General features: G+C 51.5%; 24 protein-coding genes. All 24 read left to right on the forward strand.

What is annotated here, in order from left to right; translation table 11 throughout:
* Nucleotides 1-33: 33 nt before the first annotated feature.
* The 24 genes from BN7444_RS07765 to BN7444_RS07875 all read left to right on the forward strand — a co-directional run bounded on the left by BN7444_RS07765 (nucleotide 34) and on the right by BN7444_RS07875 (nucleotide 20,406).
* A complete protein-coding gene (locus BN7444_RS07765) occupies nucleotides 34-1,275 on the forward strand; it encodes an ATP-binding cassette domain-containing protein (protein ID WP_068457936.1) in 1,242 nt (413 codons plus the stop codon).
* Nucleotides 1,275-2,084, forward strand: coding sequence for an ABC transporter permease subunit (locus BN7444_RS07770; protein WP_068457938.1), 810 nt, complete (start codon nucleotides 1,275-1,277; stop codon nucleotides 2,082-2,084). The genes BN7444_RS07765 and BN7444_RS07770 overlap by 1 nt, the downstream gene beginning before the upstream one ends.
* Nucleotides 2,085-2,132: 48 nt before the next feature.
* Nucleotides 2,133-2,975 (forward strand): HAD hydrolase family protein, encoded by an 843-nt coding sequence (locus BN7444_RS07775; RefSeq protein ID WP_068457939.1) that lies wholly within the window; start codon nucleotides 2,133-2,135, stop codon nucleotides 2,973-2,975.
* Complete coding sequence (gene ylqF, locus BN7444_RS07780) at nucleotides 2,965-3,828, forward strand: ribosome biogenesis GTPase YlqF (RefSeq protein ID WP_068457942.1); 864 nt, start codon at nucleotides 2,965-2,967, stop codon at nucleotides 3,826-3,828. Before BN7444_RS07775 ends, ylqF begins: the two co-directional genes overlap by 11 nt.
* The gene (locus BN7444_RS07785; RefSeq protein ID WP_068457944.1) at nucleotides 3,809-4,420 is read left to right on the forward strand and encodes a ribonuclease HII; all 612 of its coding nucleotides are present in this window, start codon (nucleotides 3,809-3,811) and stop codon (nucleotides 4,418-4,420) included. The genes ylqF and BN7444_RS07785 overlap by 20 nt, the downstream gene beginning before the upstream one ends.
* A 66-nt stretch (nucleotides 4,421-4,486) precedes the next feature.
* On the forward strand, nucleotides 4,487-4,855 hold the full coding sequence (locus BN7444_RS07790; protein ID WP_068457946.1) for an Asp23/Gls24 family envelope stress response protein: 369 nt from the start codon (nucleotides 4,487-4,489) through the stop codon (nucleotides 4,853-4,855).
* A gap of 16 nt (nucleotides 4,856-4,871) precedes the next feature.
* Nucleotides 4,872-5,372 (forward strand): transcription antitermination factor NusB, encoded by a 501-nt coding sequence (nusB, locus tag BN7444_RS07795; protein WP_135122065.1) that lies wholly within the window; start codon nucleotides 4,872-4,874, stop codon nucleotides 5,370-5,372.
* On the forward strand, nucleotides 5,359-6,690 hold the full coding sequence (gene xseA / locus BN7444_RS07800; protein WP_068457949.1) for an exodeoxyribonuclease VII large subunit: 1,332 nt from the start codon (nucleotides 5,359-5,361) through the stop codon (nucleotides 6,688-6,690). Before nusB ends, xseA begins: the two co-directional genes overlap by 14 nt.
* Entirely contained in the window at nucleotides 6,680-6,883 is a 204-nt protein-coding gene (gene xseB / locus BN7444_RS07805; RefSeq protein WP_068457950.1) for an exodeoxyribonuclease VII small subunit, read from the forward strand. Before xseA ends, xseB begins: the two co-directional genes overlap by 11 nt.
* Nucleotides 6,864-7,649 carry a polyprenyl synthetase family protein gene (locus BN7444_RS07810; protein WP_068457952.1) on the forward strand — a complete coding sequence of 262 codons (786 nt, stop codon included), beginning with the start codon at nucleotides 6,864-6,866 and terminating at the stop codon, nucleotides 7,647-7,649. The genes xseB and BN7444_RS07810 overlap by 20 nt, the downstream gene beginning before the upstream one ends.
* Before the next feature lie 4 nt (nucleotides 7,650-7,653).
* Nucleotides 7,654-8,448 (forward strand): TlyA family RNA methyltransferase, encoded by a 795-nt coding sequence (locus BN7444_RS07815; protein WP_068457954.1) that lies wholly within the window; start codon nucleotides 7,654-7,656, stop codon nucleotides 8,446-8,448.
* Nucleotides 8,449-10,104 (forward strand): DNA repair protein RecN, encoded by a 1,656-nt coding sequence (gene recN, locus BN7444_RS07820; RefSeq protein ID WP_068457957.1) that lies wholly within the window; start codon nucleotides 8,449-8,451, stop codon nucleotides 10,102-10,104.
* 8 nt (nucleotides 10,105-10,112) lie between these two features.
* Nucleotides 10,113-10,664 (forward strand): NUDIX hydrolase, encoded by a 552-nt coding sequence (locus BN7444_RS07825; protein ID WP_068457959.1) that lies wholly within the window; start codon nucleotides 10,113-10,115, stop codon nucleotides 10,662-10,664.
* Nucleotides 10,648-11,445, forward strand: a complete 798-nt coding sequence (locus BN7444_RS07830; RefSeq protein ID WP_068457961.1) for a purine-nucleoside phosphorylase — start codon at nucleotides 10,648-10,650, stop codon at nucleotides 11,443-11,445. The genes BN7444_RS07825 and BN7444_RS07830 overlap by 17 nt, the downstream gene beginning before the upstream one ends.
* 1 nt (nucleotide 11,446) lies before the next feature.
* The gene (locus BN7444_RS07835; protein WP_068457963.1) at nucleotides 11,447-12,760 is read left to right on the forward strand and encodes a thymidine phosphorylase; all 1,314 of its coding nucleotides are present in this window, start codon (nucleotides 11,447-11,449) and stop codon (nucleotides 12,758-12,760) included.
* Nucleotides 12,747-13,355: a site-2 protease family protein gene (locus BN7444_RS07840; RefSeq protein ID WP_068457965.1), complete on the forward strand. Its 609-nt coding sequence runs from the start codon at nucleotides 12,747-12,749 to the stop codon at nucleotides 13,353-13,355. Before BN7444_RS07835 ends, BN7444_RS07840 begins: the two co-directional genes overlap by 14 nt.
* A complete protein-coding gene (locus BN7444_RS09175) occupies nucleotides 13,352-14,089 on the forward strand; it encodes a segregation and condensation protein A (RefSeq protein WP_082941317.1) in 738 nt (245 codons plus the stop codon). The genes BN7444_RS07840 and BN7444_RS09175 overlap by 4 nt, the downstream gene beginning before the upstream one ends.
* Nucleotides 14,073-14,594 carry an SMC-Scp complex subunit ScpB gene (gene scpB / locus BN7444_RS07845; protein ID WP_068457967.1) on the forward strand — a complete coding sequence of 174 codons (522 nt, stop codon included), beginning with the start codon at nucleotides 14,073-14,075 and terminating at the stop codon, nucleotides 14,592-14,594. Before BN7444_RS09175 ends, scpB begins: the two co-directional genes overlap by 17 nt.
* Nucleotides 14,591-15,301, forward strand: coding sequence for a pseudouridine synthase (locus tag BN7444_RS07850; RefSeq protein WP_068457968.1), 711 nt, complete (start codon nucleotides 14,591-14,593; stop codon nucleotides 15,299-15,301). The genes scpB and BN7444_RS07850 overlap by 4 nt, the downstream gene beginning before the upstream one ends.
* Nucleotides 15,292-15,849 (forward strand): tRNA 5-(aminomethyl)-2-thiouridylate-methyltransferase MnmM, encoded by a 558-nt coding sequence (gene mnmM / locus BN7444_RS07855; RefSeq protein ID WP_082941318.1) that lies wholly within the window; start codon nucleotides 15,292-15,294, stop codon nucleotides 15,847-15,849. The genes BN7444_RS07850 and mnmM overlap by 10 nt, the downstream gene beginning before the upstream one ends.
* On the forward strand, nucleotides 15,850-17,082 hold the full coding sequence (locus BN7444_RS07860; RefSeq protein ID WP_068457971.1) for a BaiN/RdsA family NAD(P)/FAD-dependent oxidoreductase: 1,233 nt from the start codon (nucleotides 15,850-15,852) through the stop codon (nucleotides 17,080-17,082).
* Nucleotides 17,063-17,716 carry a (d)CMP kinase gene (gene cmk / locus BN7444_RS07865; protein WP_068457973.1) on the forward strand — a complete coding sequence of 218 codons (654 nt, stop codon included), beginning with the start codon at nucleotides 17,063-17,065 and terminating at the stop codon, nucleotides 17,714-17,716. Before BN7444_RS07860 ends, cmk begins: the two co-directional genes overlap by 20 nt.
* On the forward strand, nucleotides 17,706-18,293 hold the full coding sequence (locus tag BN7444_RS07870; RefSeq protein ID WP_068457976.1) for a lysophospholipid acyltransferase family protein: 588 nt from the start codon (nucleotides 17,706-17,708) through the stop codon (nucleotides 18,291-18,293). The genes cmk and BN7444_RS07870 overlap by 11 nt, the downstream gene beginning before the upstream one ends.
* Nucleotides 18,274-20,406 carry a bifunctional 4-hydroxy-3-methylbut-2-enyl diphosphate reductase/30S ribosomal protein S1 gene (locus tag BN7444_RS07875; RefSeq protein WP_068457977.1) on the forward strand — a complete coding sequence of 711 codons (2,133 nt, stop codon included), beginning with the start codon at nucleotides 18,274-18,276 and terminating at the stop codon, nucleotides 20,404-20,406. Before BN7444_RS07870 ends, BN7444_RS07875 begins: the two co-directional genes overlap by 20 nt.
* The last annotated feature ends 6 nt before the right edge of the window (nucleotides 20,407-20,412 follow it).

A 20,412-nucleotide genomic window follows, 5' to 3' on the forward strand; every position in this document is an offset into this window, starting at 1 on the left:
CATGTATAATATTAAGGAAAAGCGAGGTGACACATGAGTGCTATAGTTGTAAGCGGACTCACCAAAAAATTTCGTCGGGATTTAGTTTTCAACGATTTTAATTTGGAAGTGTTCGACGGAGAAATTTTTTCGATCATGGGAATGGAAGGTTCGGGCAAGACGACCTTGGCTCGTATCTTATTCCATTTTTTAAAACCGAATAAGGGCAGCGTTCGTATTTTCGATATGGACGGCCAAAAGGAATCCAAGTCGGTGAAGGAATTTACCGGTTACGTGCCCGAAGATGTGTGGATTTATGATAATATGAAGCCCATGGCTATTTTTAAACATACATTGGCATTCCATGGTTTAAAAAATACGGACGACATTCAATCGTTAATGGAATTTTTCGAATTGGACAATCGGCATAAATTTTCCGATTTGACGGATTCGGAACGCAAGCGCGTGGCAATCATCAATGCATTGATTACGAAACCGAAATTGCTGGTTTTGGACAATCCGTCCAAGCATTTGTCTCACGCCATGTTGGATAAATTGTTTACCCATATTAAACGCCTTCAAAGTTCGGAAGGCTTAACTGTTTTGCTCCTTACCGACGACATGTCCATCGGCCAACGCTACGGCGATCGCGGCGGTTACTTAGCCGGCGGCCGTCTGACGGGCATCGAATATTTAAAGGACAAGAAGAACAACGACAAGATTCTTCGCATCTTCGATGAATTGATCAATGTCAATGCCTTCGAAGAAGTGGGGGCAAGTTTATTAAAAGATGAATCCGGCGATGTGGAATTTTTCTACGACGGCTACTTGCCGACCTTGACCACGGTTTTACATCAACAAAAGGTGAAGAATTACGTCTTGGAAGACGCCGAATTGGAAGACAAGGTTGAAATCTTTAAATCCGGAAAGGATTTAAGCGCCAACCGACCGGCTCCCCCTGCAGAGGATGAAGCCGACGACGCCGCTTTGGAAGATACGATTCTTGCCTACCATGCAGACGAATTAAATGCGAAGGCCGATGAGGAACCGGCGGCCGCTGATGAGGATGCGACCGTTGTTTTAAGCGAGCCTGTAAGGGAAGACGCTGCTGCTCCGGCGGAAGAAGATGCCGAAGCACCCGTCGCCGAAGAGGCGCAAGAAAAATCCTCTGAAGAAGGCTTTGTTTCCGACGAGCTGATTTTGGACAGCCGCAAGACACAGCCCATCGAACCGGTGGATACCGACAAGTTTGTCGAGGAAAAATACAACTTTAATCCGGAAAAGGGGGAAGAGTGATGGTTTTTAATCTCGAAATGAAAAATAACCGGGGCAAGGCCTTTGGTTGGTTCTTGGTTGTGGGGATTTTAACCGGCTTGTTAATGGCTTTCTTCCCGCTGTTGCAAGACAACAATCTTCTGTCTCTGGCCAACGGTTTTCGCGACGGTTTTTCCGAAAACATGCAGCCTGTTTTAGGCTTCGGTCGCGAAGTTGCCTTTGACAAGTTCACGGACTACATTCCCTTTATTTTCCAATATCTGGGCATTCTCTTTGCGATTTTCGCCATTCAACTGGGCGCCAAAAGTTTGTCTCGTGAACAAAGCGCCGGTACCATCGAGTACCTTTACGCCAATCCCATTACGCGGACGGAAATTTACAGCGGCAAGTTCAGTGCCAATATGTTGCACTACGGCCTCGTATTGCTCTTTGTCCTCGTCGTGGCCTTTGTTTCGGCCTACGCATTCGGCGTACACGAGATTCGCAATTTAGCCTTGGTCATGTTGCAAATTTTCATCTGCCTGCTCTTACTCGGTTTTGAATTTTTGTGTATCGGCTTTTTCTACTCGTCGATTTCTTCCCGTTCATCCCATGCAGAAGGTGGAAGCTTGCTTCTGTTTATCTTTATCGTCCTTATCTGGGCGGTGCTGACCTTGATGGGAAGCGCGACGCAAGCCATTGCCGCATTCTTCCCCTTTACGGCTTTGAACCCGTTAAACATGGGTGGCGGCGATTTTCAGTGGATCGGCATGATCGCCAATATTGTCCTGGGCCTTCTGTTCTGGGGCATCGGCTGCATCATTTACAAAGGCAAAGAATTAAAATTTTAATAACTACGGGAGCGGCTCAATGAGTCGCTCTTTTATTCCTGGAGGATTATGATTCGTTTAATTGCATTGGACTACGACTGGACCGTGGCCGCGAGAAAACAGCCCGTGGACGAAACCATGGTGAAGTATATTCACCGGTGGAAGGAGCTGGGCATCGAAACGGTGATTGCCAGCGGGCGGCCTTACCGCTCATTAAAAAGCGAGCTGGCCCCTTATAAAGATGAGCTCGCCCTGATTTCAAACAACGGAAATTTGATTCGCTACAAAAATTCCGAGGAGACCTTGGACAAACACGCCTTCGACCAGGCGGTGATACGTCCGCTGACCGAGGCCATTGAAGCTAGGGGCCTTCATCCGATTTTTCACGTGGACAGTTACCACAAGGGCTACGATTTGGTCACCCTTTTCGAGCAGACGGAGCGGGAAGCGTCTTACGTGGTCTTTTACGAAAACAAGTATAAAAAAATGAGCCTGGACGAGCTATTAAAAGAAGACGTCCTCGCCGTAGCGGGCTATGCCACGCCGGATGTCTACGAAGATTTAATTCGCGAGCCCGTGATCATAGAGGGAGGTCTTACCGCCCATTTATTAAAGAGCCGGGATCCCAAATTGTCCCTTTTTGAAATCATCGGAAAGGGCAGCGACAAATGGCGCGGCCTTCGCACCTATGGCGAGTTGAAAAACATTGCTCCCGAGGAAATGATCGTCGTCGGCGACGATCGAAACGACGAGGCCATGATCGCCCATGCCGGCATCGGCATCGCCATGGCGTCGGCGCCGGAGGATGTGAAGGCGTCGGCGGATATAATTTGCGACGAACCGCCGGAAGAATACGGCGCGTTTAAATTAGTCGATGCCATAATTAGAAAAGAGGTGGACGATGAACATTAACTGGTATCCGGGGCATATGAAAAAAACCATCGAGTCCCTGAAGAGCATGAAGGCGCAGTGTGACGTAGCGGTTGTTTTGCTCGACGCCCGCATTCCCATCAGCAGCTACAATCCCCTTTTAGACGAGGTGCTCACATCCATTCCCGTGCTTATGCTCTTAAATAAATCGGATCTGGCCGATCCGCAGGAGACGGAACGTTGGATCGATTACTTCAACGGTCGTGAAGGCACCTCCGCCATCGCTTGGTCCGCTACGTCGAAGATCAACGAGAAGCGCCTGACGGAAGCACTGGAAAATTCCGTCACAGGCCTCAGGGAAAAAGAGGCGCAAAAGGGCATGGAGAAGCGGAAGCTCCGCGTCATGGTGGCGGGGATCCCCAATGTGGGCAAGTCCACCTTTATCAATCAGGTGGCGGGGAGAAAATCCGCCGCCATCGGCAATCGGCCGGGTATTACAAAGACCAATCAGTGGATTCGCCATCACAAGGCCTTCGACCTTCTGGACACGCCCGGTGTCCTCTGGCCCAAGCTGGATCCGCCCATACGCGGTCGCCATTTGGCTTACACGGGCTCCATTAAGGACGAAATTATGGACGTGGAAACCCTGGCCTTCGAACTGGTAAAAGAAGCCATGGAAAAGTTCAGCGATGCCATGGCGAAGCGCTACGATCTCACCGAAACCTACGACGATTCCGTGGCGGTCATGGATGCCATCGGCAAGCGGCGGGGCTGCTTGATTCGCGGCGGCGAAATCGACTACACGAAGGTCTCCCATTTGATTTTGGACGAGTTCCGCAGCGGCAAATGGGGACGAATCAGCTTGGAAGGTGTTCATGACCGATCTTCATTTTGATTTGGAAAAACTGAATGAGGGCTACGATTACATCGCCGGCATCGACGAAGTGGGCCGCGGTTGTCTCTTCGGCGACGTGGTGGCCGGCTGCGTCATCATGCCCCTGGACGAAGCCATCGCGGGAGTCACGGATTCAAAAAAGCTGTCTCCGAAGAAAAGAGCCCTCATCGAAGCGAGCATTAAGGAGCGAGCGATTTTTTACACCTTTGCGAGAAAGAGCCCCGATGTCATCGATGCCGTGAATATTAAACAGGCCACGCGCCTGGCCATGAAAGAGGCGGCAGAAGAGGTTCTGGAGAAATTTCCCGACAAGCGCATTCTGTTTTTAATCGATGCGGAAACCATGGATCTGGACTGTAATCAAGAGGCGATTGTTCACGGAGACGACCTGTCCTATACCATCGCCTGTGCATCTATATTGGCGAAGGAATTCAGGGACCGCCTGTGCATCGAGTGGGGCGAGGCTTATCCCGGCTACGGCATCGAAAAGCACAAGGGCTACGGCACGAAGCAACATCGGGAGGCCATTCTCGCCATGGGTCCCACGCCGGGGCACCGGAGGAGTTTTCTCGGGAAGATTTTAAAACCATAGGCAAGGCCCGCGGCGGTTTTTTCGGGCCCTCGGTTTATGGTATAATAGGGAAAATAGGAGGCAGAAATGGTTGAAAAATATTTTGTTGACCCTTCGGGGAATTCCAATGTAAAAATTGCCGACGACGTCATTACCCGCATCGCACAGGAAGCGGCTTTGCGCGTCGACGGCGTATATAACAGCTATACGACGAAAAGAGAAATCGGCGATTTTCTTCCCGGTCGCACCCCGTCCAAGACGAAAGTGACGGCCGACGAAGCGACGAGCGTCGTAGACATTTCCATCGTCGTGGAATACGGACGCAATATCGTGGAAGTGGCGGAAGAAGTGCAAGACGCCGTCAAGGAAAGTCTGGGCAATATGACCGATTTGGATATTTCCGCCGTGAACGTCCACATTAACGGCGTACGCGCCCACGAACAACAATCCATGTAACAGGGAAGGAATTTCGTTGAGCAGAAAACTGTCTAGAATTGCAACCATGCAAATTTTATTTGCCATGGATCATAGAGACGAATTTACCATGGATGTGGCGGAGTCCTTTTTCGAAAGCGAATGGGAAAAGGGCGAGGTCGAAGAGATGTATCGCCACGTCTTTAGTGAAAAGATCTTGGCCGATCGCTTAAAAGACGAATCGAATATTCCCTTCACCGCCGGTGAGAAGGAATACATTACCAATAGCGTGGAAGTCATTGTCGACAACAAAGAGGCCATCGACAAAATTATTGCCGATCACTTAAAAGACGGATCCATTCGTCGCATTGCCGCGGTGGATCTGTCGATTTTGCGCGTGGCCGTGGCGGAAATCGTCTATCACGACGATATTGCGCCTGCGGTTTCCATTAACGAAGCCGTGGATCTGGCAAAAATGTACAGCTCTTCCGACAGCGCGCGCTTCGTCAACGGCATCTTAGGCTATATTCTTCGAGAAGGCGGCCATGAATCCCATTAGTGTATCCGAGTTACTTGCATATACGAAAAAAGTTTTAAAGACGGATTACTTATTGAATCACGTGCTTTTAAAGGGCGAACTGGCGGAGATAAAAAAAGCTGCCAGCGGCCACGTCTACTTTACCGTGAAAGACGATAAGGCCCGCATGGACTGCATCATGTATCACGACGATGCCGAAGCCATGGAACTCGATTTCCAATTAGGTATGGAAGTGGAGATGATGGGATCCGTCGCCATTTACGCGCCTTCCGGTCGGCTGCAATTTGTTGCCAAGACCATGGAGCTTACAGGTGAAGGCGCCCTTTACAAACTTTTTTTAAAATTAAAAGACCTTCTGAGCAAAGAAGGTCTATTTGATATGGACAAAAAAATGCCCCTGCCGGAAAAGCCTCAAACCGTAGGCGTCGTCACCAGTACGGCGGGAGCGGCTCTACACGACTTTCTGCAGGTGGCGGCCAATCGAAATCCCGCCGTCTCCGTCATCGTATCGCCGACTCTCGTACAGGGGGAAGGAGCGGGCGAGTCCATTGCCCGCGCCTTTAAGCGATTGGACGAACGGGACGACGTGGATGTCATCCTCATCACCCGCGGCGGCGGCAGCATGGAGGATTTATTTTGCTTTAACGACGAAACATTGATCCGCACCTTGGCCGAGCGGCGCCACCCGGTGGTTTCCGCCGTGGGCCACGAGGTGGACACCACCCTTTGTGATTACGTGGCCGATGTGCGAGCGGCGACTCCCACTCACGGCGCGGAGCTCATCGTCTGCCACAGAGACGATCTATTGGCCGCGGCCCGTTCTCAGCTGCGTTCCATGAATCACGCCCTCACCCTCGCTATACAGGAAGGCAAGCGGCGGACGGAAGGCCTTGCCCACCGACTTTATCAAACCGTGTCCTTGGATGCCATTATGAATAAGCGCCTGGCGCAAAAGGCCCTGAAAGAGCGCTTGGATTTTCATTTAAAGCAGGCGTTTAATTTAGAAGAGCAAGCTTTAAAGAGCTATGGCGTTCGCATCAAGGCCGTGAATTTACAGGCGCGAGCTGAAAGAGAAGGGTTGGATTTGGCCCTTCAGAAAAAGCGCATGGCTCGGGCGGCGACCTTGGCCGTAAAAACCGCGACCGGGGACTTAAAAGCCCTCGACAATCGCATAAAAGCTTTAGGAAAAGAGCGGGCGAAGCCGCGGGTTCGCCTGGGAAATTTATACATACGCTCGGCAAAAGAGGTGAAGGTCGACGACGTGTTGTCCGTCGATCTTTTAGACGGGTCCATCGAAACCCGCGTCCTCTCCATAGAAAGGAACGGTCATGAATTATAAGGAAAAATCGGATCAACTGGAAAAAATCGTCGAGAAAATGGAAAACGACGACCTGTCTTTGGAAGAGATGGTAAAGCTCTACGAAGAGGGCACGGCTCTTTATCGTGAGCTTGAGAAAGATTTAAAGGGGCTGGAGCAAAAGGTTCGCGTGCTGACGGAAAGGGAGGATGCCGATGGCGATGACGAAATTTGATGAGCGGCTGAAAGCTTATTACGAAGCGATCCCCTCGGCCGCCGAGGAACTAAAGGAAGCCATGCTCTACTCCCTGTTTACGGGAGGCAAGCGCATACGCCCCACGCTATTTTTTACGGTCCTCAAGGATTTGGGCTACGAAGGCGACGCGGCCTTTTATTTTGCCGTCGCCATGGAATCCATCCACACCTATAGTTTGATTCACGACGACTTGCCAGCCATGGACGACGACGATTTCAGACGGGGCAAGCCCTCCTGCCACAAAGCTTACGGCGAAGCCCTGGCCATTCTCGCCGGCGACGGCTTACTGTCGCAGGCGGCGGAGCTTGCTGCAGAAGGGGCATCTCAGGAACCTTCCGGGGGCATCGACGCCATGAAATATTTATTTAAGGCGGCGGGCACCGTGGGCATGGTGGATGGACAGGTCCTGGATATTCGCGTCGGCGCATCGTCCGGGGACGAGGCCATTTACAAGAGAAAAACCGGCGCCCTCTTAGGTGCCTGCTTCGCCATGGCCGGCGCCTTGGCGGGAAAATCGAAAGAAGCCAACGACATCCTGTATCGCGTAGGGGAGACCCTGGGCCTGAGCTATCAATTTCAAGACGACTACTTCGACTTGGAAGAAGACGGCGCCGAGGTGGACCCCGAGGACTACTTGACGAAAGCCGCGAAATACACGGAAGAATGTTTAGAGCTGCTCGCTTCTGTCGGCCGATTCGAAGAGACGGAAGCCTTGATCGATAAAATTTTGAAACGGGACAGGTGATGGCGTGAAAGAGCGTGCAGATGTCCTTTTAGTAAGAAAGAATCTGGCTCCTTCCCGGGAAAAAGCCAAGACCATGATTATGGCGGGGGAAGCCTTTATCGGCACGGAGCGCATCGCCAAGGCCGGGCAGATGATCGATACGGATGCGGACATAACGGTTAAAGGCCACAGCTTGAAATACGTCTCTCGCGGGGGCTTTAAGCTGGAGAAAATCATCGAAAACTGCGGCATCGATCTCACGGGAAAAGTCTGTATGGACATCGGCTCCTCCACCGGCGGCTTTACCGATTGCATGTTGTCCCACGGGGCGAAAAAAGTCTACGCCGTGGACGTGGGTTACAATCAACTGGCCTACTCCCTGCGGGTGGATCCGCGGGTAGTGGTCATGGAACGCACCAATGTGCGCTATCTCGACCGGGAGGATCTCGACGATGCCATGGGCTTTATTTCCATCGACGTGTCCTTTATTTCCCTGGAGTTGGTGTTGCCCAAGGCCGTGAGCTATCTGTCCGATAACGGAAAAATCGCCGCGTTGATCAAGCCCCAATTCGAAGCGGGCAAGAACAAGGTGGGCAAGGGCGGCATCGTGTCCGATCCCAAGGTCCATGTGGATGTTTTAAATAAAATGTATGAGCTGGTATCGGGGCTGGGTATGTATCCCGAAGTGTTGACCTATTCGCCCATACAAGGCGCGACGGGGAATACGGAGTTTTTAATGCTTATGACGAAGGATGCCGACGCCGCCGCTGAAGTGGATATCGAAGCGGTGGTACGGGCGTCCGGGGAGGAGTTCCGCTAAATGTTTTTACGCCTTCAAATCGATCATTTCGCCATTATCGATCATTCGTCCATGGAATTTCACGACGGCTTTTCCGTTTTAACCGGGGAGACCGGCGCGGGGAAGTCCATTATTATGGACGCCATGGGATTGATTCTCGGCGCGCGGGCGCAAAAGAATATGATTCGTAAAGACGCGGAAAAGGCGTCGATTCAGGGCGTTTTTGTGACGAAAAACAAGAAGGCGCTGGATTTTCTCGCGGAAAATAATATTCCTTTTGAAGACGTGATCATCGTGGAGCGAAGCCTCTATCGGGATCGGCCCTCCCTTTCCGAAATCAACGGCAAGATCGTTACCAACGCCCTCTTAAAAGAATTCGGGAGCATCATGGCTCTCTCAGGCGTACAGGGCGAGAACGGCTTTCTTATGAAGCCCAGTTTTCAGCTGGAGCTATTGGACCGCTTTTGCGGGGAAGACCAAAACAAAAATCTCGCCAAATTAAGTGAGGTATACGCCGAATACAGGGCCATTGAGGAACGGCTCAATAAAGAAGTGAAGGATCCGCAGGCCATGGCGCGGGAAGGGGATCTGCTGCGCTATCAGATCGAGGAGATCGAAACACTGGCCCTGGAAGAAGGGGAAGACGAAGCCCTGGCCGAGGAATTTCGCGCGAGAAACAGCCACACGGAAACCTTGGCCCTACTGCAGGAAATGAATCAGCTGGCCTATGAAGAAGGCGGTATTCGCTCCCTTCTGGATCGCTACGGCGGAGCCTTGGAGAAGGTTACACAAAACGACAACGGCTTCAAGGATTTATTCGAAAGCTTCGAAGACATTCGCTACGGCTTTCAGGATTTGGCCCAGAGCTTGCGGGACAAGGGCGAAAATTTCGACGACGACCCAGAGCGCCTGCAGGAAATTACGGAGCGGCTGGACGCCATTAACCGCTTGAAGCGAAAATACGGCGACAGCTACGAAAAGATTCAGGCCTTTTTGGAAGAAAGTCGGGAGCGCCTCGCTTTCATCGACGATTACGAACAGGTCACGGCAGCCATGAAAAAAGAATTGGAGGCAAAGAAGGAACAGGCGACGGCTCTGTCCCACAGCTTGCGAAAGCGGCGCATGGATGCGGCTCGTCAGCTGGAGGGGCGCATGGCCCGGGAAATGGAAGAGCTGGACATTCACGGTGCGGCATTTAAAGTGGATTTTTCCGAAAAGTCCCTTTCCGCCGACGGCATGGACGGCATCTGCTATCTCATCGCCACAAACAAGGGCGAAGATTTGCAGCCCATGGCGGACATCGCATCGGGCGGTGAAATCAGCCGCATCTTCTTAGCTTTTATCAGTATATTTGCCGAATTAGACGAACGGGAAATTCTTATTCTCGACGAAGTGGACACGGGCATGAGCGGTAAGACCGCTAAAGTCGTGGCGGAGAAGATTAAGCGCCTGTCGAAGGACCGGCAGCTCATCGTCGTCAGCCACTTGCCCCAAGTGGTGGCGCGGGCCGATCGCCAATACCGCATACAAAAGCGGGAAGAGGCGGGCCGCACCATTTCCTACGTTCAAAAGTTAAACGAGGAAGAGCGGATCGCCATGCTCGCCACCATGATCAGCGGCGAAGACACGGAAAAGACCCGAGACACGGCACGTGAAATGCTACAAAACCGGATTTAGGAGGTTTTATGATTTCTGAAGAGCGCATTATACGCAGCGAAAAAATTTATGAAGGCAAGGTGGTAACCTTGCGTTGCCATACCGTGGAGCTGGACGGCCAACGCTACGGCAAGAGAGAAGTGGTGGAACACGGCGGCGGCTGCACCATGGTGGCTCTTTGCGAAGGCGGATTGATTCCTTTCGTAAGGCAGTACCGCATCGCGACGAAAAAGTATTTGCTGGAGCTTCCCGCCGGTCTTATTGAACACAACGAAAATCCCATGAAAGCCGCCATTCGCGAGCTGGCCGAGGAGACGGGCCTCGTGGCGGAATCCGCCGAGTTCCTGCTGGAAGCTTACACATCGCCGGGCTTTACCAATGAAAAGATCCATATCTTTTATTGCGAAAACCCCACGCCCGGGGAAATGCACTTAGACGATACGGAAGATTTGGAGGTCGTCTATATGGACTTGGACGAGGCCCTGCGCATGGTTAAGCTGGGCGAAATTGTGGACGCGAAAACCATTATCGGGCTTTACGCCGTAAAAGAAATGAGAGAGAAAAATGAATCAAACCATTGATTACTTAAATAAACAAACGACGATCCGTCCGGAGATCGGCATTATTTTAGGAAGCGGCTTAGGCGATTTTGCAGAATCCATCGAAAACGCCGTGGCCATTCCCTACAAAGACATTCCCGGATTTAAACAATCCACAGTGCAAGGCCACAGCGGCGAGCTGATTTTCGGCACCCTGGCGGGGAAGAATATCGTGGCTATGAAGGGCCGCATCCACTTTTACGAAGGGGTGGACATGGACGATGTGGTCTTTCCGACAAAGATCCTCTGCGAGCTGGGCGTAAAGACATTAATCGTGACCAATGCCGCCGGCGGCGTCAACGAAGCTTTTGAACCCGGCGACCTGATGATTATCAAAGATCACATTAATTTCAACGGCAAGAACCCTTTGATCGGTCCCAACGACGGCAAGGGCGAGCGCTTCCCGGACATGTCCTATGCCTACGACGGAAAGTTGGAGGCTCTGGTGGAATCCGTGGCGGCGGAATTAAAGATCAAGCATCAATCCGGCGTTTATATGTACATGACCGGCCCCAGCTACGAAACCCCGGCGGAAGTGCGCATGGCCCGCATCTTAGGCGCCGATGCCGTAGGCATGAGCACGGTGCCTGAAGTGATCATCGCCAATCACCGCGGCGTAAAGGTTATCGGCATTTCCTGCATCACCAATATGGCGGCGGGTATTTTGGATCAACCCTTGGAACATGAGGAAGTCATCGAGATTTCCGCTCGCGTCGCCGACGACTTTAAGGCACTGGTGACCAAGACCATCGAGGTGATTTAATATGAGCGTACTGGAAGTTATCGAAAAGAAAAAACACGGCGAATGCCTGTCAAAAGAAGAAATCGAGAACACTATCGCCGGCTATCTTTCCGGCGAGGTAAAAGATTACCAAATGAGCGCCCTCTTAATGGCGATTTACTTTTCCGGCATGGACAAGGATGAAATCGCCGATTTGACGCGCACCATCATCGACTCCGGCGACACTGTGGATCTATCCTCCATTCGAGGCACCGTCGTGGACAAGCACTCCACCGGCGGTGTCGGCGATACGACCACACTCATCGTCGGCCCCATTCTTTCCGCCTACGGCCTGCCCTTCGGCAAGATGAGCGGCCGCGGCCTGGGCCACACCGGCGGCACCTTGGACAAGCTGGAATCCATTCCCGGTCTGCGTGTGGATTTAAGTATGGATGAAATCGTCTCATCCACCAATGCCATCGGCATGGCCGTCGCCGGGCAGACGGCGAATATTACGCCGGCGGACAAGAAGCTCTACGCCCTGCGCGACGCCACGGCTACGGTGGATTCCATTCCCTTAATCGCATCGAGCATTATGAGCAAGAAGCTGGCCATTCACGGCGACTGCCTTCTCCTGGATGTAAAGGTGGGCGACGGCGCCTTTATGAAAGATAAAGAATCGGCCCGTGCCTTGGCGGAAACCATGGTAACCATCGGCGAATCTTTCGGACGCAAGACATTGGCCATTCTAACGGCCATGGAAGAGCCCTTGGGCCGCGCCGTAGGTAATGCCCTGGAAGTGGAAGAAGCCATCGCCACCCTAAAGGGACAGGGCCCCGAGGACCTGACAGAACTTTGCATCACCCTCTCTACGAAGCTGATTCATTTGGCGGAAGGTGGAGATATGGACGCCATTCGCGAAAAGGTGGAAGCCTTAATCGCAAACGGAAAAGCCCTTGAAAAATTCAGAGCCTTCGTGAAGAACCAAGGCGGCGACGACGCCGTCATCGACGATCCGACTATTTTTCCGCAGACGGAAAAATCCTTCGACGTCATCAGCGAAAGAGATGGCTATCTTAACCATTTGCCCGCCCACGAAATCGGCATTATCTCCAGAGACTTGGGCGCGGGACGGGTGACCATGGACGACGAATTGGACATGGCCGCCGGCGTGTACCTGCATAAGAAGCGCGGGGACCGGGTGAAGAAGGGCGAGGTGCTGGCTACCTTTTACGGCGGAAAGAACCGCCCCTTCGAAGAGCTGGCGGAGCGCTTTTTATCCATTGTCCGTTTTTCCGACGAGTCGGTTTCCGTGGAGCCTTTAATTATAGACGAGGTTTATTATGGACATAAGTAATTACATCTGGTCGATACCGGCATTAATCATTGCCATCGTCGGCCACGAAATCGGCCACGGCTACGTTTCCTATCTCTTAGGCGACGAGACGGCGAAACGGGACGGCCGCTTAAGTTTAAATCCCCTGGATCACATCGATCCCATCGGGCTTTTGTTTATGATCGTCTTTCGTTTCGGTTGGGCGAAGGCCGTGCCCATTAATCCCTCCTACTACAAGAATCGAAAGAAGGGAACCATCCTCGTGTCCCTTGCAGGGGTGACGGTGAATTTTATTTTCGCCCTTATCGGCGCCATATTCTTCGTGTGGACGTCGAAGCATAATTTCGTCATCAGTAATTTCTTTTTGCACTTTCTTTGGTACAACGCCATGCTCGGCGTCTTCAATCTCGTGCCCCTGCCGCCCTTGGACGGATCGAAGGTGCTGGCATCCCTCTTGCCGCCCAAGGCGGAATATAATTTCTACCGCTACGAAAAATACTTCTACTGGATTTTATTTTTAGGCGTGGTTTCCGGAATTATTCCCCGTGTCATCGGGCCGGCGGTACAAGGGCTTATCGATCTCTTCGTTAATTTAGGGATTGTACTCGTCTCATGAGTTACGAATTAGTTTACGGCTCTTTTTCCGGGCCCATGGAGGTTTTGCTGGAGCTTATAAAAAAGCGGGAGATGGACATTTACGATATTCAAATCCACGTCCTCGTCGACGATTTTCTGTCCTATATGGACGGCATGACGGGACCGATTTTGGATTCCATGGTGGATTTTCTCGCCATGGCCAGCTACCTCCTCGCCATTAAAAGCCGCATGCTTCTGCCGAAGCCGGTGATGGAAGAAGAGGAGGAAGAAGAGGACCCGCGCAAAGACCTCGTGGAGCGCATTGTGGAATACAAGCGCATCAAGGCGGCGAGCTTATTGCTTGACGAAATGGCCGCTTTTGAGGACGGCGCCATTTACAAGAAGCAGGAAGACTTCTCCGATTTTTCCGAGGAGGAGCTCATGGCCGAAGGCGATGCGTCCCGCTTGGCGAAGGCCTTTAAAGAGGTCATGCTCCGCTTCGAAATTCACGAGGCCGCCCAACGCTCTTTGGAAAAAATCCCCGCGGCGGAGTTCAGCTTCAAGCAGGCGACGGAAAAAATCGAAGCCGCCTTTCGCAAGTGGGAACGGCCGCGGTTTTTCCGCATGATGGAAGATGCGGAAAGCCGCATCGAAATCGTCACGGTTTTTCTCACTCTATTAGAGCTGATGAAGCTCGAAAAAATCTCCTGCAAGCAAGAGGGGAAAGATATTGTGCTGATAAAAAAAGGAATGGTACATGGATCTGAAAGCTAAATTGGAGGCCCTGCTATTCGCCTGGGGCGACCCGATTTCCGAAAAAGAAATACAGGAAGCCTTAAATGTCACGGCGAAGGAGCTTCGGCCGGTTTTAACTGAATTACAAGAGGATCTTTCCGCCGAGGACAGAGGCTTGCGCCTGGTCCGTGTGGAAGACAGTTACCAGCTTTCCACCAAGCCGGAACTTTTTGATGCCATCAGCGAGTTTGCGAAAAAGACCCGGACGAAAAGCTTATCCAACGCGGCCTTGGAAACCCTGTCCATCGTTGCCTACAAGCAGCCGGTGCTAAAATCAGAGATCGAAGACATACGGGGTGTGCGCTGCGATCAGGTGTTGAAAAGCTTAGAGCGCATTAATTTAGTTACCGTCCTCGGTCGCATGGAAATTCCCGGCAGACCGAAGGTTTACGGCACCACGGAGACATTTTTGCGAAAATTCGGCCTGTCCCATTTAGAAGATTTGCCGAAAGCGGAAGAGGAAGAGGAGACGGAAGAATCATGAGACTTCAAAAATTTATGGCCCATGCCGGCGTCGCCAGCCGCAGAAAATGCGAAGAGATCATCGAAGCCGGCCGCGTGAAGGTCAACGGAGAAACCGTCACCGAGCAGGGCGTGCAGGTGGAGGAGAATGATAAAGTCACCGTGGACGGAAAGCTTTTGCGCATACCGAAGAGCAATCATTACATTTTATTAAACAAGCCGCGGGGCGTGGTCTCCACTGCCGACGACAACAAGGGCCGCAAGACAGTCCTGGACATCGTGCCCGTGGCGAAAGGCCGTCGCCTTTATCCCGTGGGGCGACTGGATATGGATTCCTCGGGGCTTTTGCTCTTAACCGATGACGGGGAGCTGACCCAGCGTTTGCTCCATCCGAAATACGAGCTGGAGAAGACCTATCGGGTCACGGTGAAGGGCGTTATCGACGAGGATACGGCGAAGAAGCTTTCCTCCGGCGTTCAATTAAAAGACGGCATGACATCGCCTGCGACCTTTAAAATTCTCGAGCACAGAAACGCAAAGACCCGTCTGGAATGTACCATTCACGAAGGGCGAAACCGACAGATTCGCCGCATGTTTGAAGCTGTCGGTGCAGAGGTCGTGGAGCTGGAGCGGATTCAAATGGGTCCCTTAAAGCTGGGCCAGCTGGGCAAAGGGGAGTATCGCTCCTTGCGTGAAAAAGAAATTCGGATGCTGAAGTCATGGAAGTAATGCCCACATCCGCCGTGGCTTGGTCCCATGTCATGCTGGAATGCTTTTTAAAACATGACCACTTGGTCGTGGATCTCACGGCGGGGAAGGGGAAAGACACCTTGTTTGCGGCGAAGCGGGCGAGGGACGTGGTGGCCATGGACATTCAACCCGCCGCCATCGAACAGACCCGGGCCCTTTTAAGGGAGCAGGACATAAAAAATGTGCGCCTGATCTGCGACAGCCACGAAGCTTTGGCGAATTACGTCGATATCGATTCCGTGGATGCCTTCGTCATGAATCTGGGCTATTTGCCCGGCGGCGACAAGGACATTACCACCCTGTGGTCTTCTACGAAGCGGACCTTGGAAATCATCCTTTCCGCCATGAAGTCCGGCGCCATGATCAGCCTTTCGATTTACCCCGGTCACGAGGCGGGGAAGATCGAAAGCGAAGGCATCGAAGAGATGCTCGCAAAGCTCGATCAAAAGAAATTTAAGGTGAACAAGATCACCTTTCCCAATCAGAAACATTGCCCGCCCTATTGGGTAGGCATCGCGAGGTGTTAAATGATACTCGTCATAGGAGGCGGACCCGCCGGCATGATGGCCGCTGCAAAGGCGTCGGAGACGGCGGAGGTCACCTTAATCGAAAAAAATGAAAAGCTGGGCAAAAAGCTGTTTATTACGGGAAAGGGACGTTGCAATCTCTGTAACGACTGCGACGATCCCTTTTTCTTTGAGTGCTTAAATCGAAACGCAAGCTTTATGTACTCATCTTATTACAGCCTTACCGGCGCCATGCTGAAGGATTTTTTCGAAAGCCGCGGCACGCCTTTGAAAGTGGAGCGTGGGGACAGGGTATTTCCCAAAAGCGACAAGTCCTCGGACATCATCAAGACCTTGGAAAAAGAGCTGAGAAAAAACAAAGTGGACATTCGTTTGAACACCACGGTGAAAGCCATTCGTTACGCAGATGAGGGCTACGACCTAGTGACCGATAAGGGCACGATCCACGGCGACAGAGTCATCGTGGCGACGGGGGGCATGACCTATCGACTCACCGGCTCCACCGGCGACGGCTACCAATGGGCGAAAGATTTCGGCATGGGTGTGGTCAAGCCCGTGGCGGGTCTCGTGGGGCTGCGACTGAAAGAAAATTACTTAGAGATGTTGTCGGGTTTGTCCTTAAAAAATGTAGAGCTCACGGCGAAAACGGAAGCGGGGACCTTTACGGATTTCGGCGAAATGCTCTTCACCCATTTCGGCGTTAGCGGGCCCATCGTCTTGAGCATTTCCTCAAAGATCAATCGCGTAAAAGACGTGGATTTATGTTTGGATCTAAAGCCGGCCCTGGACGACGAGGTGCTGGACAAACGGCTTTTGCGGGAAATAAATGAAAATCCGAATCGAGCCATCCACACCATGATGAAACATCTTTTGCCGAAATCATTAATCGAGCCGGTGCTGGATGAGGCGCAGGTGCCGAAAGATCTGCCGTGCCATCAGTTGACGGCCGAGATGCGCCGGGCTTTGGTTCACACCTTAAAAAACTTTCCCCTGCATTACCTGGGCCTATTTAACGAAAACACGGGGATCATTACCACCGGCGGCGTCGACGTTAAGGACGTGGACCCGTCGACAATGGAGAGCCGCAGGGCCAAAGACGTTTATTTTTGCGGTGAAGTTTTGGATGTTGACGGCCCCACCGGGGGCTTTAATTTACAGATCGCATTTTCCACCGGCTACTTAGCCGGCATGTGTGCGGGGGAGGAGGAAGCAAATGAAGACCATAGCCATTGACGGCCCTTCGGGAGCGGGTAAAAGCGCCATAGCAAAAGCTCTTGCCGAGCGCTTGGGCTACGAATACATCGATACCGGGGCCCTTTATCGTACCCTGGCATATATTGCCGTCGGGGAAGAGGAAGATTTGTCCGTAGACGCCCTCTTGCGCCTGGCGGATCAGCAGACCATCGACTTTAAAAAGGGTTCCGTCATTTTAAACGGCAAGGCTTTAGGCGATGAAATTCGCACGGAAGCCATTTCTCAAAAGACGTCCCAACTGTCCAAAGATCCGGCGGTACGTGATTATCTCCTGTCTCTGCAGCGGCGCTTGGCGGAAAAAGGCGGCGTGGTCATGGAAGGCAGAGATATCGGTACGGTGGTACTCCCTTCGGCGGATGTGAAATTCTTTCTAACGGCTTCTGAAGAAGAGCGGGCGAGAAGGCGCTACGAACAGCGCCTGTCCTTTGGCGAGTCCGTGGATTTTGAAAAGATCAAAGCCGACATACACGCTCGAGACGAGCGAGACAAAAATCGCGCCGTGGCTCCCTTGAAACAGGCGGAAGATGCCGTTCTCGTGGATTCCACGGATATGAGCGAAGGGGAAGTGCTGGACACCATGGCGGGCTATGTGGAGAAGGACCATGTTTTATAATTTCATCAAGATTATTACGGGATGGCTTTTAAAAATCCTCTATCCCTATGAGGTCATTAATATGCCGTCTCTGGAAGATAAGGCCTACTTGCTGGTGGCCAATCACAAAAGCAACTGGGACCCCATGTTCGTCTCGATTTTATTTCCGAGACAGATTCGTTGGATGGCCAAGCGCGAGCTTTTCGAGACGCCGGTGGTGAAGCATATCCTCCGCGGCGTCGACGCCATCTCTGTGGATCGGGACCACAGCGATGCCAAGAGCACCATTATCGCCATGCGGGCTTTAAAAAATAATGAGATCATCGGCATTTTCCCCGAAGGGACGCGGGTTAAATCCGTGGATTACGACAAGGCGAAGCCCGGCACCATCCTCTTGGCCACCCGCACGGGAACGGAGATCCTGCCTCTATACATCGAAGGAGACTACAAGCTCTTTCACAAGCGGCGCTATATTTTCAGAGAGCCCATTCCCTTTGAAAAGGAAAAGCTGACGGAAGAGGCCTACGAAAAGCGCATGCGCGCGTTAATGGAAACTATTTACGAAGGGAGAAGCTACCTTGGAAGTCATATTGAGTGATTGTTACGGTTTTTGCGGCGGCGTGAAGCGGGCCGTGGAAAGTGCCTTTGAAGCGGCGAAAGCCTACGACGACGTGAAGATTTTAGGCGAGCTGGTACACAATGCTCAAGTCAACGAAGATTTACGCAATAAAGGCGTGGAGCTTATCGACGAAGATCATCTGCCCACGGGTGCCACGGTGATTACGAGAAGCCACGGCACGACGAAGGCGATGAAGGCGGCGCTGGCTGAAAAGGGAAACCGCATCGTCGATACCACCTGCCCCTTTGTGTCGCGGATTTATACCATTGTCGAAGAAAATAACGCCAAGGGCATACCCGTGGTTATCGTCGGCGATAAAGATCACCCTGAGGTTAAAGGCATCGCCTCTTACGGCGACGAGGTATATATTATTTCCTCGGCGGAAGAGGTGGATGAGCTGCCGATTTTAGAAAAAGAGCAAATAGCTCTCGTATCTCAGACGACAAATCCCAAGAAAATCGTAGATAATGCGGAAGAAAGGCTAAAAGGTGTTTCCTCCGGCGAGATTTTAAGGTATAATACCATATGTAAAGCCACAAACGACCGTCAGGATGCCTGTCGCATGTTGGCTACTCATGTGGATTGTATGCTCGTTATAGGTGGTAAGAATAGTGCAAATACGAAAAAGCTCGTAAAGATTGCGTCAGAACATTGCGATTATGTTTATCATATTCAAACCATAAATCAACTCGATCTACGTCCATTTAAAAAATTCAATAAAATTGGTATTACCGCCGGAGCATCCACTCCGGATTCGGTAATCAAGGAGGCTGTTAGTAGAATGGATAATATGAACAGGGACGAAATGAACAATGAAATGATGGAGGCCATCGAAAACTCTTTTACTCGCGTACGTCGCGGTGAAATTGTCGATGGTGAAGTTTTGTACGTAACCGATGACGAAGTTATGGTCAATATCGGCTACCGTGCAGACGGCATTATCTCCAGAGATGAATTGTCCAACGATCCCAATGTAAAACCGAGTGAAATCTTCAACCAAGGAGATGAAATTCAGGTTTACGTAATGAAAATGGACGATGGAGACGGTAATGTCGTTTTATCCTACAAACGTGTGGAAAACATGAAGGTGTGGGATGAAATGGAAGAAAAATTTGAAAACGGCGAAACGGTTGTCGCTCACGTCACCAATGTCGTTAAAGGCGGCTTAACCTGTGATGTCGACGGATTAAACGGATTTATTCCCGCATCCCACGTTTCCGTACGTTTCCAAAGAGATTTAAGCAAATACGTCGACCAAGATTTGGAATGCGAAATCATCGACTTCGATAAGGGCAGAAGAAAATTCGTCCTTTCCCGTAAAAACTTGGAAGCAAGCGAAATCGAAGAAAAGCGTAAAGAAGTTTACAGCACCCTTCAAGAAGGCGAATTCGTCGAAGGTACTGTACAACGTCTCACGAACTTCGGTGCGTTTGTCGATGTTGGCGGTGTAGACGGATTGATTCACATTTCCGAACTTTCCTGGAACCGCGTAAAACATCCCAGCGATGTCGTAAGCCCCGGCGAACACGTCAAGGTATTGGTTCTTAAGATCGACGAAGAAAAGAACCGCATCGCCCTCGGTTTAAAACAAACTACTGAAAAACCCTGGGATACCTTCGTCAGCACCGTAGAAGTCGGCGACGACGTAAAAGGTACCGTCGTAAACATTCTGGACTTCGGCGCATTCGTTCGCTTGGAATCCGGCGTAGACGGCTTGTTGCACGTATCTCAAATTTCCAGACAACACGTCGAAAAACCGTCTGATGTTTTAGAAATCGGTCAAGAAATCGATGTTCGCGTCACCGATATTAACTTCGACGACAAGAAGATTTCTCTTTCCATGAAAGCCCTTCAACCGGGCGGCGAAGAAGAGCAAGCTCCTCGCGAAAGAAAGAAAGAGCAAAAACCCCGTCGCAGAGAACAACCGCAAGTGGAAGTTAAGCCCGAAGAAGAAAACTTCTCCATGGCAATCGGCGATTTGATCAACTTCGGTCAACTCGAAACCGCCGAACCGGCTGAAGCTGAAGAACCTGTTGAACCGGCTGAAGCTGAAGAAGCAGTTGAAGCGGAAGAATCTGAAGACGAAGAATAATCAAGT

Source organism: Peptoniphilus pacaensis, assembly GCF_900088125.1.
Lineage (GTDB): Bacteria > Bacillota > Clostridia > Tissierellales > Peptoniphilaceae > Aedoeadaptatus > Aedoeadaptatus pacaensis.